At 66.7% G+C, this 15,734-nt stretch carries 17 protein-coding genes; 11 read left to right on the forward strand and 6 right to left on the reverse strand.

Annotated features, from left to right (window positions below):
- Nucleotides 1-2 precede the first annotated feature (2 nt).
- The 4 genes from N5I32_RS11925 (at nt 3) to N5I32_RS11940 (ending at nt 2,280) form a co-directional block, all read left to right on the forward strand.
- Entirely contained in the window at nt 3-773 is a 771-nt protein-coding gene (locus tag N5I32_RS11925) for a F0F1 ATP synthase subunit A (RefSeq protein WP_261496104.1), read from the forward strand.
- A gap of 55 nt (nt 774-828) precedes the next feature.
- Nucleotides 829-1,065: a F0F1 ATP synthase subunit C gene (locus tag N5I32_RS11930; RefSeq protein ID WP_261496105.1), complete on the forward strand. Its 237-nt coding sequence runs from the start codon at nt 829-831 to the stop codon at nt 1,063-1,065.
- Between the two features lie 80 nt (nt 1,066-1,145).
- Nucleotides 1,146-1,721, forward strand: coding sequence for a F0F1 ATP synthase subunit B' (locus tag N5I32_RS11935; protein ID WP_261496106.1), 576 nt, complete (start codon nt 1,146-1,148; stop codon nt 1,719-1,721).
- Between the two features lie 4 nt (nt 1,722-1,725).
- Entirely contained in the window at nt 1,726-2,280 is a 555-nt protein-coding gene (locus N5I32_RS11940) for a F0F1 ATP synthase subunit B (protein ID WP_261496107.1), read from the forward strand.
- Nucleotides 2,281-2,381: 101 nt separating this feature from the next.
- Here N5I32_RS11940 and N5I32_RS11945 read toward each other — a convergent pair whose 3' ends face one another.
- The 3 genes from N5I32_RS11945 to N5I32_RS11960 form a co-directional block, all read right to left on the reverse strand.
- Nucleotides 2,382-3,152 (reverse strand): FCD domain-containing protein, encoded by a 771-nt coding sequence (locus N5I32_RS11945; protein WP_261496108.1) that lies wholly within the window; start codon nt 3,150-3,152, stop codon nt 2,382-2,384.
- Between the two features lie 99 nt (nt 3,153-3,251).
- Nucleotides 3,252-3,917, reverse strand: a complete 666-nt coding sequence (locus N5I32_RS21240) for a YiaD family glycine zipper/OmpA-like lipoprotein (protein ID WP_304504877.1) — start codon at nt 3,915-3,917, stop codon at nt 3,252-3,254.
- Between the two features lie 107 nt (nt 3,918-4,024).
- Nucleotides 4,025-4,867: a methylated-DNA--[protein]-cysteine S-methyltransferase gene (locus N5I32_RS11960; protein ID WP_261496109.1), complete on the reverse strand. Its 843-nt coding sequence runs from the start codon at nt 4,865-4,867 to the stop codon at nt 4,025-4,027.
- Between the two features lie 108 nt (nt 4,868-4,975).
- Here N5I32_RS11960 and nth point away from each other — a divergent pair, with 108 nt between their 5' ends.
- Together nth and N5I32_RS11970 are read left to right on the forward strand one after the other, a co-directional pair.
- Nucleotides 4,976-5,620, forward strand: coding sequence for an endonuclease III (nth, locus tag N5I32_RS11965; protein ID WP_261496110.1), 645 nt, complete (start codon nt 4,976-4,978; stop codon nt 5,618-5,620).
- On the forward strand, nt 5,617-6,609 hold the full coding sequence (locus N5I32_RS11970; RefSeq protein WP_261496111.1) for an adenosine kinase: 993 nt from the start codon (nt 5,617-5,619) through the stop codon (nt 6,607-6,609). The genes nth and N5I32_RS11970 overlap by 4 nt, the downstream gene beginning before the upstream one ends.
- Before the next feature lie 29 nt (nt 6,610-6,638).
- On the opposite strand, the gene N5I32_RS11975 is transcribed toward N5I32_RS11970, so the two are convergent.
- The 3 genes from N5I32_RS11975 to N5I32_RS11985 all read right to left on the reverse strand — a co-directional run bounded on the left by N5I32_RS11975 (nt 6,639) and on the right by N5I32_RS11985 (nt 9,883).
- Nucleotides 6,639-7,259, reverse strand: coding sequence for a YdeI/OmpD-associated family protein (locus N5I32_RS11975; protein WP_261496112.1), 621 nt, complete (start codon nt 7,257-7,259; stop codon nt 6,639-6,641).
- A gap of 84 nt (nt 7,260-7,343) precedes the next feature.
- Nucleotides 7,344-8,960 (reverse strand): FMN-binding glutamate synthase family protein, encoded by a 1,617-nt coding sequence (locus N5I32_RS11980; RefSeq protein WP_261496113.1) that lies wholly within the window; start codon nt 8,958-8,960, stop codon nt 7,344-7,346.
- A gap of 104 nt (nt 8,961-9,064) precedes the next feature.
- A complete protein-coding gene (locus N5I32_RS11985; protein WP_261496114.1) occupies nt 9,065-9,883 on the reverse strand; it encodes a sulfotransferase family protein in 819 nt (272 codons plus the stop codon).
- 138 nt (nt 9,884-10,021) lie between these two features.
- Here N5I32_RS11985 and N5I32_RS11990 point away from each other — a divergent pair, with 138 nt between their 5' ends.
- From N5I32_RS11990 to polA, 5 genes are all read left to right on the forward strand, one after another.
- On the forward strand, nt 10,022-11,599 hold the full coding sequence (locus tag N5I32_RS11990; RefSeq protein ID WP_261496115.1) for a DUF5928 domain-containing protein: 1,578 nt from the start codon (nt 10,022-10,024) through the stop codon (nt 11,597-11,599).
- Nucleotides 11,600-11,606: 7 nt separating this feature from the next.
- Nucleotides 11,607-11,990, forward strand: coding sequence for an HIT domain-containing protein (locus tag N5I32_RS11995; protein WP_261496116.1), 384 nt, complete (start codon nt 11,607-11,609; stop codon nt 11,988-11,990).
- A 99-nt stretch (nt 11,991-12,089) separates the two neighbouring features.
- Nucleotides 12,090-12,275: a zinc-finger domain-containing protein gene (locus N5I32_RS12000; protein ID WP_261496117.1), complete on the forward strand. Its 186-nt coding sequence runs from the start codon at nt 12,090-12,092 to the stop codon at nt 12,273-12,275.
- A 39-nt stretch (nt 12,276-12,314) separates the two neighbouring features.
- Nucleotides 12,315-12,647 (forward strand): DMT family transporter, encoded by a 333-nt coding sequence (locus tag N5I32_RS12005; RefSeq protein ID WP_261496672.1) that lies wholly within the window; start codon nt 12,315-12,317, stop codon nt 12,645-12,647.
- Between the two features lie 78 nt (nt 12,648-12,725).
- Nucleotides 12,726-15,557: a DNA polymerase I gene (polA, locus tag N5I32_RS12010; protein ID WP_261496118.1), complete on the forward strand. Its 2,832-nt coding sequence runs from the start codon at nt 12,726-12,728 to the stop codon at nt 15,555-15,557.
- Nucleotides 15,558-15,734 lie beyond the last annotated feature (177 nt).

The raw sequence follows: 15,734 nt of genomic DNA on the forward strand, positions 1-15,734 counted from the left end.
ACGTGGCGACGGAAGAGCACAGCGAAGGTCTGGCGTTCCACCCGATGGACCAGTTCATCGTCAAGCCGCTGTTTGGCGGCGATACCGTTGGCGTGCTGACGGTGACCAACGCCACGCTCTGGATGGCGATCTCGGTGCTTGCCATCATCGCGCTCTTCGTGCTCGGCACCCGCGGCCGCGCGGTCATCCCGAGCCGCACCCAGTCGGTCGCGGAACTGGCCTACGGCTTCGTCCACAAGATGGTGGAGGATGTCGCCGGCCACGACGCGGTGAAGTTCTTCCCCTACATCTTCACGCTCTTCACCTTCATCGTCTTCTCGAACTTCCTCGGCCTGCTACCCAAGGCGTTCACGCCGACCTCGCACATCGCGGTGACGGCGGTCATGGCGGTGGGCGTGTTCCTGACCGTGACGATCGTCGGCTTCGTCAAGCACGGCGTCCACTTCCTCGGCCTGTTCTGGGTTTCCTCGGCACCGCTGCCGCTGCGTCCCGTTCTGGCGCTGATCGAGGTGATTTCCTACTTCGTGCGGCCCGTCAGCCACTCGATCCGACTTGCGGGCAACATGATGGCCGGTCACGCCGTGATCAAGGTCTTCGCGGCCTTCGCGCCGCTGGTCCTGATCTCGGGCGTGGGCATCGCGGTGACGCCGCTCTCGATCCTTGCGATCACGGCGATCTACGCGCTCGAAATCCTCGTGGCCTTCATCCAGGCCTATGTCTTCACCATCCTGACCTGCGTCTACCTCAAGGATGCGCTGCATCCGGCGCACTGAGGTCGGCTTCCTCTCACACCAATCACCAATCTTCCAACCGTAAGGAGAAACGAACATGGAAGGCGAACTGATCGCTCTCGGCAAATTCATCGGCGCTGGCCTGGCCTGCATCGGCATGGGCGGCTCCGCGATGGGGGTGGGCAACGTTGCCGGCAACTTCCTCGCCGGCGCGCTGCGCAACCCCTCGGCGGCCGGCGGCCAGACCGCGACCCTCTTCATCGGCATCGCGTTCGCCGAAGCGCTGGGGATCTTCTCGTTCCTCGTCGCGCTTCTGCTGATGTTCGCCGTCTGATCCCGAACGAACCATCCTTACGGTCGGGTGGGTGCCCCCGCGGCGCCCACCCGATGTAGACAGGGTTCCAGGGGGACGACATGGCGAACACCACGCAACCGGCAGCCGATGCCGCAACCGAAGCGGCCGGTCACGCCGCCGAGGCGGCGGGGCACGCGGCAGAGTCCGCAGGCATGCCGCAACTCGACTTCTCGACCTTCCCGAACCAGATCTTCTGGCTCGTGGTGGCGCTTATCGTGATCTACCTCGTGCTGTCGCGCATCGCGCTGCCGCGCATCGGCGGGGTGCTGGCGGACCGCCAGCGCACGATCACCGGCGACATCGCCGCGGCCGAGGATCTGAAGGCGAAGGCCATCGCGGCCGAAAAGGCCTACAACCAGGCCCTGGCCGATGCGCGTGCGGAAGCGGCGCGGATCGTCGCCGAGACGCGGGCGGAGATCCAGAAGGACCTCGATGCTGCCACGGCGAAGGCTGATGCTGAAATCTCGGCCAAGGCCGCGGAATCCGCGCGCCACATCGAGGAAATCAGGGCCGGAGCGATGGAAGCCGTGAAGGCCGTCGCCAACGATACCGCGGCCGCGCTCGTCTCTGCCCTTGGCGGTTCTGCCGACGACAAGACCGTCGCCGCTGCGGTTGCCGACCGGATGAAAGGCTAGGACCATGAAGAAGCTGACGCTTGCCCTGATCCTTGCCGGCACGCCGGCGCTGGCCGCTTCGGGCCCGTTCTTCTCGCTTCGCAACACCGACTTCGTGGTGACGATCGCGTTCCTGCTGTTCGTCGGCGTGCTGTTCTACTTCAAGGTTCCTGCCCTGATCGGCGGCCTGCTCGACAAGCGCGCCGCCGGCATCAAGGCCGACCTCGACGAGGCCCGCGCACTGCGCGAAGAGGCGCGGACCGTGCTGGCTTCCTACGAGCGCAAGCAGAAGGAAGTGCAGGAGATGGCCGACCGTATCGTCGAGACCGCCCGGCGCGAGGCGCAGGCAGCGGCGGAGCAGGCGAAAGAGGACCTCAAGGCCTCGATTGCACGGCGCCTGACCGCTGCCGAAGACCAGATCGCATCGGCCGAAGCAGCCGCCGTGCGCGAGGTTCGCGACCGTGCCGTTCAGGTTGCGGTGGCCGCCGCGGGCGATCTGATCGCGCGCACCATGTCTGCCGCAGATCGCGGACAGCTGGTCGAAGCGTCGATCGCCGAGGTTGAAGCCAAGCTGCACTGAAGCGCGGCAACCCGGACTATGGAAAGGCCCGGCCGCAAGGCCGGGCCTTCGCCGTTCCGGGGTGGCGCCCCCCTCGTGCCCCCGCGACCGGCTTCGAGCCCTCAGCCGCGGCCGGTTTCCTGCGCAAAGCGCAGGCGGGCGACGGCCTCGTTCCGTTCGGTGCGGAAGTGATCCTTGAGTGCGGCCTCGACGAAGTTCAGGTGGCGTTCGACCGCGGCGCGCGCAGCCTCGGGGTCGCGGGCCTGAAGGGCGGCGTTGATGTCCCGGTGCTGGTCCAGCAGCGCCTCGCGCGTCATCTTCTGGCGGAACATGACCTGGCGGTTGTAAAAGACGCCCTCGCGCAGCAGCCCGAACATCGCCCGCATCATGTGCAGCATGACGACGTTGTGGCTGGCCTCGATGATCGCCATGTGGAATTCGGCGTCCAGCGCCGCCTCGTCGGCCGGATCGCGCTTCTGCGCCGCGGCCTCCATCTTCTGGAAGACGGCATCGACGACTTTGAGATCGGTGTCCGATCCCAGCCGTGCCGCGCGTTCGGCGGCCATCGCCTCCAGATCCCGGCGAAAGTCCAGATAGTCGAAGACGGCATCGGGGTGACGCGCGAACAGGTTGATGAGCGCGGGCGAGAAGGCGGAGTTTAGCACCTCGGCCACGTAGATGCCGGAACTTGCGCGCGTCACCAGCAGCCCTTCGGACTCCAGCGCCGAGACGGCTTCGCGCACTGACGGGCGGGAAACGCCCAGCCGGTCGGACAGGTCGCGCTCGGACGGAAGCCGCTCACCCGGCCGCAGGATGCCCTGAAGGATCAGCCGCTCGATCTGGCGGACGACGGAGTCGGAGAGCTTTTCGGGTTCGATCTTCTGGAACGGCATGGACCAACCTTGAATTGGTTAGATTCTATGACCGATTCCGGGTCCCGGCAATCGAAAAGGGCCGGCAAGCGCCGGCCCTCTGGCTGTCTTTGGTCGGCCTCAGGCGTTCGGACGGATGATGATGTCCACGCGCCGGTTCTGGGCGCGGCCCTCGGGGGAGTAGTTGGTCGCGATCGGCTCGTTCTCGCCGCGGCCGAAAGCCTGGAGCCGATAGCCCGCCACCCCGGCGCCCTGAAGGATCGCGGCAACGGACTGGGCCCGACGCTCCGACAGGTCCTGGTTGTAGGCGGCCGACCCGGTGTTGTCGGTGTGGCCGACGACCTGGACCGTGGTATCCGGGTAGCGGTTCAGGCTGGCCGCCAGCGTCTGCAGGTCGCCCCTGAGGGTGGAGGACACGACCGCGCTGTCGGTGGCAAAGAGGACATCCTGCGGCATCCGCACGATCAGTTCGTTGCCGGTGTTGATCACGCCGATCGCGCCGTTGTCGAAGCTGGCGGCCAGTTCGGCGGCCTGCTTGTCAAGGTTGTTGCCGATCACACCCCCGGCGATACCGCCGATGATGGCGCCGCCAAGCGCGCGGTTGCGGCGTTCCTTCGCGGTGTCGCCGGTGATGAGGCCGGCGAGCGCGCCAAGGCCGGCGCCCACCGCCGCCCCTTCGCGGGTGCGCTGGTTGGGGTCGTTGGGATTGTACTGTTCCGGCGGCGTGCAGGCGGCCAGAAGGAAGGCGCCGGCGGTCGCGGCCATGATGATCGAGGTGATGCGCATGTCGCGTCTCCCTTGTATGACTGTCCGTCGTTACCTGGGGTCTAGCGCATCTGTAAGGCAATAACACCCGCCGGAAAGTCGCTTGCGCGGCATTCCGCCTGCGGTCCTCAGGCGCTTTTCGCCTCGGCCCGCGCGGCTTCCCAGGCCAGCATCGCGCGCTTGACGGGCAGCCCCCAGTGGTAGCCGCCAAGACCGCCGGTCTTGCGCAGCGCGCGGTGGCAGGGGATGAGCCAGCTGACCGGGTTGCGGCCCACGGCGGTGCCGACGGCGCGGACGGCGGTCGGGTGGCCGATGGCGCGGGCCAGTTCGGAATAGGTCGTCACCTGCCCCGACGGGATGGCCAGCAACGCTTCCCAAACCTTGATCTGGAAGGGCGCGCCGATCATGTGAAGCCGCGCCTCGCCCTTGCCGGCGAAGGCGGCCTCGACCCAGGGGGCGACGGCGGCACGGTCCTCGACGAAGGTCGCGCGCGGCCAGCGGCCGCAAAGATCGGACATGGCAGCGTCACGTCCGCACTCGTCGACGAAGCCCAGGCCGCACAGGCCGCGGTCGGTTCCCATCGCCAGCGCCTCGCCAAAGGGGGTGGGGAACCAGCCGTAGCGGATGGTCAGCCCCTCCCCCCCGCGGGCGTATTCGCCGGGGCTCATCGCCTCCCATGCAAGGAAAAGGTCGTGAAGCCGCCCGGTCCCCGAAAGTCCCGCCTCGGCGGCAGTGTCGAGCAGGGTGAACCGTTCAGCCAGAAGTTGCCGCGCGAGGTCGAGCGTGAGGTACTGCTGATACCGCTTCGGCGACACCCCGACCCAGCGGGAAAAGACGCGCTGGAAATGCGCGGGGCTCATCGACAACCGGGCGGCCAGGTCTTCGAGTTGCATCGCCCGCCCGCCCTCGGTTTCAACCATGCGCAGGGCGCGGGCGATGGTGCGGTAATGATAGGCGCTGTCGTCCTGCATCGGGATTCTCCTTGATCCCTGAAAGCTAGGCCAGGGGACCGTCGCGCGCGACCCGAAAGCTGCGCTTTGCGCTTGCAGGCGCGCGCTGCGCCGGGGCATATCCCGGTCATGGCGAGCCAGCTTGACTATCACACCATACGGGAGATGTTCACCCGCTTCCACGCCTCGGAGCCCGAGCCGAAGGGGGAGTTGGAGCACGTGAACGCCTTCACCCTTCTCGTTGCCGTGGCACTTTCGGCGCAGGCAACCGACGCCGGGGTGAACAAGGCCACGCGCGCGCTGTTCCGCGTGGCCGACACGCCCGGAAAGATGCTGGCGCTGGGCGAGGAGGTGCTGGTCGAGCACATCAAGACCATCGGCCTCTTCCGCCAGAAGGCGAAGAACGTGATGAAGCTCAGCCGCATCCTGCAGGAGGACTACGGCGGAGAGGTGCCATCGTCGCGCGCCGCGCTGATGACCTTGCCGGGCGTCGGGCGCAAGACCGCGAACGTGGTCCTGAACATGTGGTTCCACTTTCCCGCGCAGGCGGTCGATACCCACATCTTCCGCGTCGGCAACCGCACCGGTATCGCCACCGGCAAGACGGTCGAGGCGGTGGAGCGCGCGATCGAAGACAACGTGCCCGCGGAATTCCAGCAGCACGCGCACCATTGGCTGATCCTGCACGGCCGCTACATCTGCGTTGCCCGCAAGCCCAAGTGCGGCGCCTGCATCATCCGCGACCTTTGCCCGTTCGAGGAGAAGACGTTTTGACCAACCGCTATCAGGTTGTCGGCATCGGCAACGCCATCGTCGACGTGCTGACGCAATGCAACGACGATTTCCTCGACTGGATGGGGATCGAGAAGGGGATCATGCAGCTTGTCGACCGCGAGCGCGGCGAGACCCTTTACGCCGCGATGAAGGACCGGACGCAGGCGCCCGGAGGATCGGTCGGCAACACGCTGGCGGGGCTGGGGAACCTGGGTCTGAAAACTGCCTTCGTCGGCAAGGTCAAGGACGACGCGCTGGGTCGGTTCTACGCCAGATCGCTGGAAGCGGAGGGGACGGACTTTCCCAATCCACCGTCCGCCAGCGCCGAACTGCCGACCTCGCGCTCGATGATCTTCGTCACGAAGGACGGCGAGCGGTCGATGAACACTTATCTGGGCGCGGGCGCGGATTTCGGACCGGACGATCTGGACGAGGGGGTCGTGCGCGCGACCGACTACCTGTTTCTCGAGGGCTACCTGTTCGACAAGGACGAGGGGAAGGCGGCCTTCCTCAAGGCCGCGCAGGCCTGCCACGCGGGCGGCGGCAAGGCCGGCATCTCGCTGTCCGACCCGTTCTGCGTGGACCGGCACCGGGCGGATTTCCGGCGCCTGGTCCATGACCAGATGGACTATGTCATCGGCAACCAGCATGAATGGTGCTCGCTCTATCAGACCGAAGACCTCGAGGCGGCGCTCGCGCAGGCCCGTGCGGACTGTCCGCTGATCGTCTGCACCCGCTCGGGCGCCGACGTGATCCTGATCCGCGGCGAGGAACGGGCCGAGGTTCCGGTGCATCGCGTGGTTCCGGTCGACGCGACCGGCGCGGGCGACCAGTTCGCGGCCGGGTTCCTTTACGGGCTGGCCACCGGCCAGAGCCTGCAGAAGGCCGGGCGCATGGGCTGCGTTGCGGCGGCCGAGGTCATCAGCCACTTCGGCGCCCGACCAGAGGCGGACGTGAAGGCGCTTTTCCGGGCGGACGGGTTGATCTGAGACGATCGCCGTCGCCGGCGTCAACAACCTCAGCGCCCGTTGACGCCCTTGCCGGCCAGGATCCCCGCACGGAATCTCGCGATTCGCGCTGCCCGGGTCGTGGGTGCCTTCGCGGCACTCAGGTTGAGCACATAGCTCCTTTTCCGGCCCGGCGTCAGCTTGCGGAACGCCGCGGCAAGCTCCGGGTCCGAGGCCATGGCCTCGATCAGTTCCGCGGGCAGGTCAGGCTCATCCGTTTCCCGCGGCGGTCGGGTACCCGCGGTGGCATGGCCCTTCGCCTCGCCGAGGCACGCCCGGATCGCAGGCTCCTTCGCGGTGACCTGTCCGCTGTCGGTGAAGCGGATCATGTCCGGGTGGCGGCTGTTGGTCCCCTGACGCTCCAGCACTGCGGCCGCATCCTTGAGAAGCGCCGCGTTGAAGAAAGTCAGGCGGAAGTCGCCGCGGAAGGCGCCGATGATCGCGATGTTGCGGCCCGCGTGCATGTAGCACGGGTGGCCCCACTTCACCGTTTCGACAAGCCCGGCGGCAAGGCAGATGCGGCGCAGCTCGGCCAGTCCCTCCAACCAACGCCGGGTGGAGCAGTCGGGCGTGGCGAAGCGGGCGCAGCGCCCGCAGCCCTTGGTGAAGAAATCCTCGACGTCATCAATCATGCCCGTGCTCCTTCAGCGCGGCCTGGGGCAATCGCGCGGGGCCGGCAGCAGTGTCATGCAACGGCGGGGGCGGCGATCATTCCCTCAGACATAGGCCCCCATCGGCGCGAAACTGGACGGGTGCGCGCGCTTCCAGCGCAGGAGATAGCCGAAGCGGTCCTCCTCTGCGCGCAGCAGGAAGCCCTCGGGCAGGTAGGGATAGACCTCGTCTCCGGTCCGCATGTTGCGGTCGTTTTCGCGGATGATCAGGTGATGGGGCAGGAAGCCCGATGGATGCGCGAGACCAGCCGCCCCGGTCAGTTCCCCCAGCGCCTTCAGCGTGTTGCGGTGGAAGTTCACGACGCGCTGGGTCTTGTCGGTCACCACCAGCGCGCGGGCGCGCAGCGGGTCCTGTGTCGCCACGCCGACGGGGCAGTGGTTGGTGTGGCAGGCCTGCGCCTGGATGCAACCGATCGCGAACATGAAACCGCGGGCCGAGTTTGCCCAGTCCGCACCCAGCGCGAAGGCCTTGGCGATGTCGAAGGCGGTGATCAGCTTGCCCGAGGCGCCGATGCGGATGCGGTCGCGCAGCCCCGCGCCGCGCAGCGTGTTGTGGGCGAAGGTCAACCCCTCGACCAGCGGCATGCCCATGTGGTTGGCGAATTCGAGCGGTGCGGCGCCGGTCCCGCCTTCCTTTCCGTCGATGACGATGAAGTCGGGGGTGATCCCGGTTTCCAGCATAGCCTTGACCATGCACATGAATTCGCGCCGGTGACCGATGCAGAGCTTGAAGCCCACCGGCTTGCCGCCCGAAAGATCGCGCAACTGCGCGATGAAGTCCATGAACTCGATCGGGGTCGAGAAGGCGCTGTGCGCGGCGGGTGAAACGCAGTCCTCCCCCATCGGCACGCCGCGCGCCTCGGCGATCTCGGGTGTGATCTTGGCGGCGGGCAGCATGCCGCCGTGGCCGGGCTTGGCACCCTGGCTCAGCTTGATTTCCACCATCTTCACCTGCGGGTCGGACGCCTGTTCGGCGAAACGGGTGGGGTCGAAGCGGCCATCCCTGGTGCGGCAGCCGAAGTAGCCGGAGCCGATTTCCCAGATCAGGTCGCCCCCGCCCTCGCGGTGGTGGCGGGAAATGCCGCCTTCGCCAGTGTCATGCGCGAAACCGCCCGTCTTGGCACCCTTGTTGAGCGCCAGAATCGCGTTCGCGGACAGCGCGCCAAAGCTCATCGCCGAGACGTTGTAGATCGAGGCTTCATAAGGGTGCCGACAGTCGGGGCCGCCCACGGTGACGCGGAAATCGGTGTCGGGGATGTGACAGGGCTGGACCGAGTGAGTGATCCATTCGTAGCCCGCGTCATAGACGCGCGCGCGGGTGCCGAAGGGGCGCTTGTCCTCCACCCCCTTGGCGCGCTGGTAGACGAGCGAGCGTTCGTCGCGCGAGAACGGCAGTTCGTCATGGTCGCTTTCGATCAGGTACTGGCGGATTTCCGGTCGGATCCCCTCGAACATGAAGCGCATGTGGCCGAGAACCGGGTAGTTCCGAAGGATCGAGTGCCGGTTCTGACGGAGGTCGTGGATCCCGACCGCCGTCAGGCCGCCGAACACGGCCACCCCGACCCAGGCCCAGGGCGAGAGCGCGACAAGTCCAAGCGCGAGGGCCGTCAGGACTGCGACGCCGATCAGGACCGAAAACCGGTCGAGCGACTGAAAACCCATCTGCGACATCCTCCGCGGCGTTTCGGGATCAGGTAGCACCGCGCTGCGTGATCGGGCAACAGACGTCGACGCGAGCGGTTCGTGATCGGCAGGGCGCGGCGCGCTCAGCCGGATAGTTTGGCATGAACCTCGTCCAGGTCGATCTCGCCCGTGGGCATCTTGTTGGCCGGATTCTCGAAATCATAGCGGAACAGGACGAAGTCCCGCTTGTAGATATCGTAGACGAGATGCATCGACAGGTCGTCGAAATAGGCCTCGACCGGGTGGGCGCGCTTCGGCCCGTGCCCTTCGCTTTCGTTGAAGCGCGGCATGTCGGCCAGCCCGATCGGGTGCGCGACCTGCGTGTTGTCGAGGACGACCTGCATCCCTTCGTTGAAGCGTTCGGTCCAGAAGATGTGGTCGAAGCGGCCGCCGTTGGCGATGAAGGTCGCGATGTGGCCCGACATGGCCGACCAGTGGATGTCCGGCTCCATCGGCCGGTTCCAGCGGATGGTGTCGCGCGCGAACAGCAGGAAGCGGCGGAAGCTTTTGATCTGGTCGAAGTCGAAGCCGTCTTCGGGGCTGCCGACCTCGATCCCGTATTTCTGGATCAGCATCGGGACCAACTTGCCGCGGTAGCGTTTCCCGTTCCGCTGGATCCCCGCGATCTTGTCGAAGAAGGAGGACAGGATACGCGTGTAGGGGTTGCGCACGCAGGTGAAGGCGTAGGATGCGTGTGCGCGCACGTTCGCCTCGATCCGCGGCTGGCTGCCTTCCTGCGCCCACTTGTGCAGCCCGGCGGTCGAATCGTGGATATCGCCGTCGAAGAAGCGTCCGTGATCGGAGAAGAACATGATCTGCCCGATGGTCGAACAGGCGCACTTGGGAACGACGCGATAGACCATGCTTTCGCTTTCGGTCATCCAGGTACCGGGAAAACCCATACACCGCTTCCTTTCGCAGCCGCCCTTATGGCAGGCCCTAGCCTGGAAACCTTTAGGAAACCGAAATAACCTCTGTCAATTCGATCTCCGAAAAAGCTATTGAGCGGGAAGCCCGCAACCTGCAAGTCTCGCCCGGCCATGGCCAAGATCGCATTCATCCTGCTTTGTCACAAGGACCCCGATGGCGTCATCCGGCAGGCCCGCAGCCTGGCCGAGGCCGGCGACTGCGTGGCCGTGCATTTCGACGGCCGCGCGCCGGACGAAAGCTACGCCCGCATCCGCGAAGGGCTCTCGGGCGTGGCGGGCGTGACCTTCGCGGCCCGGCGCGTCCGCTGCGGGTGGGGGGAATGGAGCCTTGTGGAGGCAACGCTCGAGGCCGTGAAAGCCGCACGCACGGCCTTTCCGGACGCGACGCATTTCTACATGATTTCCGGCGACTGCATGGCGATCAAGTCGGCCGAATACGCCCATGCGCTGCTGGTGCGCGAGGACGCGGACCATATCGAGAGCTTCGACTTCTTTGAAAGCGGCTGGATCAAGACCGGTATCCGCGAGGAGCGGCTGGTCTACCGGCATTACTTCAACGAGCGGACGCGCAAGGCTCTGTTCTACGCAAGCCTGAACGTGCAGCGGCGGCTTGGCCTGCGCCGCAAGGTGCCGGCGGGGTTGCGCATCATGATCGGCAGCCAGTGGTGGTGTCTGCGGCGCGGAACCATCGACAAGGTGCTGGACCTGTGCCGAAGCCGCCCCGATGTCGTCCGCTTCTTCCGCACGACCTGGATCCCGGACGAGACGTTCTTCCAGACCCTCGTGCGCCACGTCGTTCCGGGGCCCGAGATACGGTCGCGGTCGCTGACCTTCCTGAGTTTCAGCGACTACGGGATGCCTACGACCTTCCACAACGATCACTATGACTTCCTTCTGGCCCAGGACAGCCTCTTTGCGCGAAAGATCAGCACCGAGGCGCTGGAACTCAGGCGGCGGCTCGGCCGGCTTTACCAGGACACCGGACGGCCGGCGGAGGTCTCAGGAGAGGGGCGCAAGGTCGTCGCGCTGATGACCGGGCTTGGCCGGGAAGGGCGTCGCTTTGCCCCGCGCGCCTGGGAAAGCGGGGGGCGTGTCGGCAAGGCACGGTCGCTGCATGTCGTCGTCTGCAAGAAGTGGCACGTCGCCAAGCGCCTGGCCGAGGCGATCCGCAAGGCCACCGATGTGCCGGCGCTCGACTATGTCTTCGATGAGGCCGGGGCGGCGCTTCCCGACCTTGGCGGGATCGAGAAAAGCCTTGCCAAGCGGTCGCGCCACCGTCTGGCCGTGCTGCGGCTGATCTACGAACACTATGGCGCCGACCGGCTTCTGATATGCCTCGATCCGTCGCGCGCGGACTTCCTGCACGATTGCAGGGCCGACGGGGTGCGCATCAGCGTGCTGGAACTGGGGGTCGACTTTTCCGACGACTATCTGGCCGGCCATGCGCGCCGGGTCGGGCTGGCGGGCGACCGCACGCCAGCGGCGGCAATGGCTGTGCTTCTGCCCGCGATCCGGCGGCAGTTCCGGCTGGAAAGCGACCGGATGGTGGACGCGGCGGGGGATTGCCATATGCTCCTGCCGCAGAATGCCCCGCCGCAGGAGGCCGCCCGCATCCTCGCCCGTTTCCTGTCCGTTCCCGACGCGGTGGCCGAAAGGCTTGCCGAAACCCCCCATCTCTTTGCCGATTGAGGACATGATGAGCTACAGCTACGACCCCGGTAACGTCTTCGCCCGCATCCTGCGCGGCGAGATCCCGAACAGGACGGTGCTCGAGACCGAGCACACGCTGGCCTTCCACGACATCGGCCCGCAGGCCCCCATCCACGTGCTGGTCATTCCCAAGGGCCCCTATGTCAACTTCGATCACTTCGCGACCGAGGCGAGTGCCGAGGAAATCACCGACTTCACCCGCGCCGCAGGCGAGGTCTGCCGCATGACCGGGGCGGCACCGGGCGGCGGCGGCGGCGGTTATCGCGCGATCTCGAACACGGGCGAGGCCGGCGTGCAGGAGGTGCCGCACTACCACCTCCACATCCTCGGCGGCCGAATCCTCGGCCGGATGCTCCCCCGCGCGGACTGAGCGCGCGCCCCGCAACATCGCCCCTTTGCCACCCTTGCCGACGCCGGCAGGATCGCTATCATCGCGGGCCGGAATTCAAAGCCTGACGGAGCTGCCAAGATGCCGATACCTGCGCCCGAGACAGAGGTTGTGACCACCTGGAAGGTGGCTTGCGACGGCGGCGAGGGGGCGCTGGGCCATCCGCGCGTGTGGCTGACGATCCCGCAGGACACCGGGTTCGTGGAATGCGGCTATTGCGACAAGAAGTTCGTCATCGACCGCGAACATGCCCACGACGATCACTGAGCGGAAACTTTCCTTTCACATCCGCCGGGTGCGCCGGTGCTGAAGGCCTACGGGTTTCTTCTTTGCGCCATCGTGGCGGAGGTGGTCGCCACCACCGCGCTGTCGCGTTCCGAGAGCTTCACGCGGCTTGCCCCCACCGTGGTGACCGTCGCGGGCTATGTGATCGCCTTCTGGTGCCTGTCGTTCCCGCTGCGGGTGATGCCGACCGGGGTCGTCTACGCGATCTGGTCGGGCCTTGGCATCGTGCTGATCGCGCTCGTGGCCTGGTTCTGGTCGAGGCAGACACTTGACATGCCCGCCGTGGCGGGGCTCGCGCTCATCCTCCTCGGGGTGCTGGTGATCAACCTCTTCTCGAACACGGTCGGCCACTGAGGCGGCCGCGGCGGGGTGGCACCGCCCTCGGGTTCGTGCGATGACTTGGGCCGGGCAAGCAGGGACGGGAGACGCGACATGACCTTCGGCAAGGGCTGCCATCTGCACCTGATCGACGGCTCGGCGTTCATCTTCCGCGCCTATCATGCGCTGCCGCCGCTGACGCGCAAGTCCGACGGCCTTCCCATCGGCGCCGTGGCGGGGTTCTGCAACATGCTCTGGGGCCAGTTGACGCAGAACCGCGGCAAGTCCGGGCCCACCCATATCGCGGTCGTCTTCGACTATTCCTCGAAGACCTTCCGCGACGAGATCTACGACAAGTACAAGGCCAACCGCCCGGACCTGCCCGAGGATCTGCGCCCGCAGTTCCCGCTGACGCGGGAAGCGACGCGTGCCTTCAACGTCGCCTGCCTGGAGATGGAGGGCTATGAGGCCGACGACATCATCGCCACGCTCGCCCGCCAGGCGACCGAAGCCGGGGGCGACGTCACCATCATCTCCTCCGACAAGGATCTGATGCAGCTTGTCGGCAACGGCGTCGTCATGTTCGACGCGATGAAAAGCCGGACCATCGATCGCGACGAGGTGATCGAGAAGTTCGGGGTCCCGCCCGAGCGCGTGGTGGATGTGCAGGCGCTGGCTGGCGACAGCGTCGACAACGTGCCCGGCGCGCCCGGGATCGGCATCAAGACGGCCGCGCTCCTGATCAACGAGTTCGGCGATCTCGAGACGCTTCTGGCGCGGGCCGGAGAGATCAAGCAGCCCAAGCGGCGCGAGGCGCTCGAGGGCAGTGCCGACCTGATCCGCATCTCCAAGCGCCTGGTCACGCTCGACGCCCACGCGCCGGTGACCGGGACGCTCGACGATCTGGAGGTGCGCGAACCGCAGCCTGGCCCGCTGATGGAGTTTCTTTCGCGGATGGAGTTTCGCACCCTCACCCGTCGCGTGGCCGAGGCGCTGAAGATCGAAGCGCCGGCGATGCCGGACAACAGCCTGACCCCCGCGCACGCTGCCGAACCAGCTTCAAGCCCCGCGGCAGAGCCGGACCGGGTGCCGTTCCTGCATGATGCCTACGAATGCATCCGCGACCGTGCCGCGCTCGACCGCTGGATCGCCGCGATCAGGGACGCAGGCCATGTCGCTGTCGATACCGAAACCACGAGCCTTGACGAGATGCGGGCCGACCTGGTCGGCATCTCGCTGGCGGTGGTGCCGGGGCAAGCCTGCTACATCCCCCTCGGCCACCGTCAGGGCGGCGACCTCTTTGCCGGCGACGCGCTGACCGAGGGCCAGTTGCCCGCCGACACGGTCCTCGCCGCGTTGAAGCCGGTGCTCGAGGACGAGGCGATCCTCAAGATCGGCCAGAACATGAAGTACGACTGGAAGATATTCGCCCGCCACGGCATCCGCATCGCCCCCTTCGACGATACCATGCTGATGAGCTACGCGATGCACGCCGGGCTCCACAACCACGGCATGGACGGGCTGTCGGATCGCTACCTCGGCCACAAGCCGATCGAGATCAAGTCGCTCCTGGGCTCGGGCAAGTCGGCCGTCACCTTCGACCGGGTTCCCGTCGACACCGCTGTTCGCTATGCGGCCGAAGACGCCGACGTGACGCTGAGACTCTGGCAGGCGTTCCGGCCGGATCTGCACCGGGCGCAGGTCACGACCGTCTACGAGACGCTCGAACGTCCGCTGGTGCCGGTCCTGGCCGAGATGGAGATGGCGGGCATCCGCGTCGATCCCAACGTGCTCTCGCGCATGTCGAATGCCTTCGCGCAACAGATGGCGGGGCTCGAGGCCGGGATCCAGGAGCTGGCGGGGCAGCCCTTCAACGTCGGCTCGCCGAAACAGCTGGGCGAGATTCTCTTCGACGTGATGGGCGTGCCCGGCGGCGAAAAGGGCAAGACCGGCGCCTATGCCACCGGCGCGGATGTGCTGGAGGATATTGCCGCCAACACCGATCTGGGGCGCCCGGCGGAGCTGGCGGCACGGGTGCTGGACTGGCGGCAGGTCTCGAAGCTGAAATCGACCTACACCGACGCGCTCCAGACCCATATCAACCCGGAAACCGGGCGGGTCCACACCAGCTATTCCATCGCCGGGGCGAACACCGGGCGGCTTGCTTCGACCGATCCCAATCTCCAGAACATCCCCGTGCGCACCGAAGAGGGGCGCCGCATTCGCGAAGCCTTCGTCGCCGGGCCGGGCATGCGGCTCGTCAGCCTCGACTACAGCCAGATCGAACTGCGCATCCTCGCCCATGTCGCGGATATCCCCGCGCTGAAGCAGGCCTTCCGCGACGGCATCGACATCCACGCGATGACGGCAAGCCAGATGTTCAACGTGCCGCTGGACCAGATGACGCTCGAGGTGCGGCGGCGGGCGAAGGCGATCAACTTCGGCGTCATCTACGGCATCTCCGGTTTTGGACTTGCGCGCAACCTGCGCATCCCGCGCGCCGAGGCGCAGGCCTTCATCGACACCTATTTCGAACGCTTCCCCGGTATCCGCGAATACATGGACGCGACCGTCGCCTTCGCGAAGGACAAGGGTTTCGTCCAGACCCTCTTCGGGCGCAAGATCCACACGCCCGAGATCAACGCCAAGGGGCCGACGGCCGGCTTCGCCCGCCGCGCCGCGATCAACGCGCCCATCCAGGGGGCCGCCGCCGACATCATTCGCCGCGCCATGATCCGGATGCCGCCGGCGATCGCGGGGCTCCCGGCACGGATGCTGTTGCAGGTGCACGACGAACTGCTTTTCGAGGTCGAGGACGGTGCCGCGGACGATCTGATCGCCGCGGCGCGCCGGACCATGGAAGGTGCCGCCCACCCTGCCGTGCATCTCGACGTGCCGCTGGTCGTTGATGCCGGACAGGGCGCGAACTGGGCCGAGGCGCACTGAGTCGCTGCTGAAGGAGCGAGGGCTCGGCCCTCGCGCTCCCGGAGTATTTCCTCCAGAATGAATGGGGTGTTGCTGCTCTTCATTCTGGGACAAATACTCTCGGGGGGTGCGGGGGGCAGACGGCCCCCCGCCCGACGCCGGCGTGCCCGCGCAAGCCTCGCGGGTTTGCAACATCGA

Origin of the sequence: Albidovulum sediminis (assembly GCF_025380365.1) — a bacterium.
Taxonomy (GTDB): domain Bacteria; phylum Pseudomonadota; class Alphaproteobacteria; order Rhodobacterales; family Rhodobacteraceae; genus Albidovulum; species Albidovulum sediminis.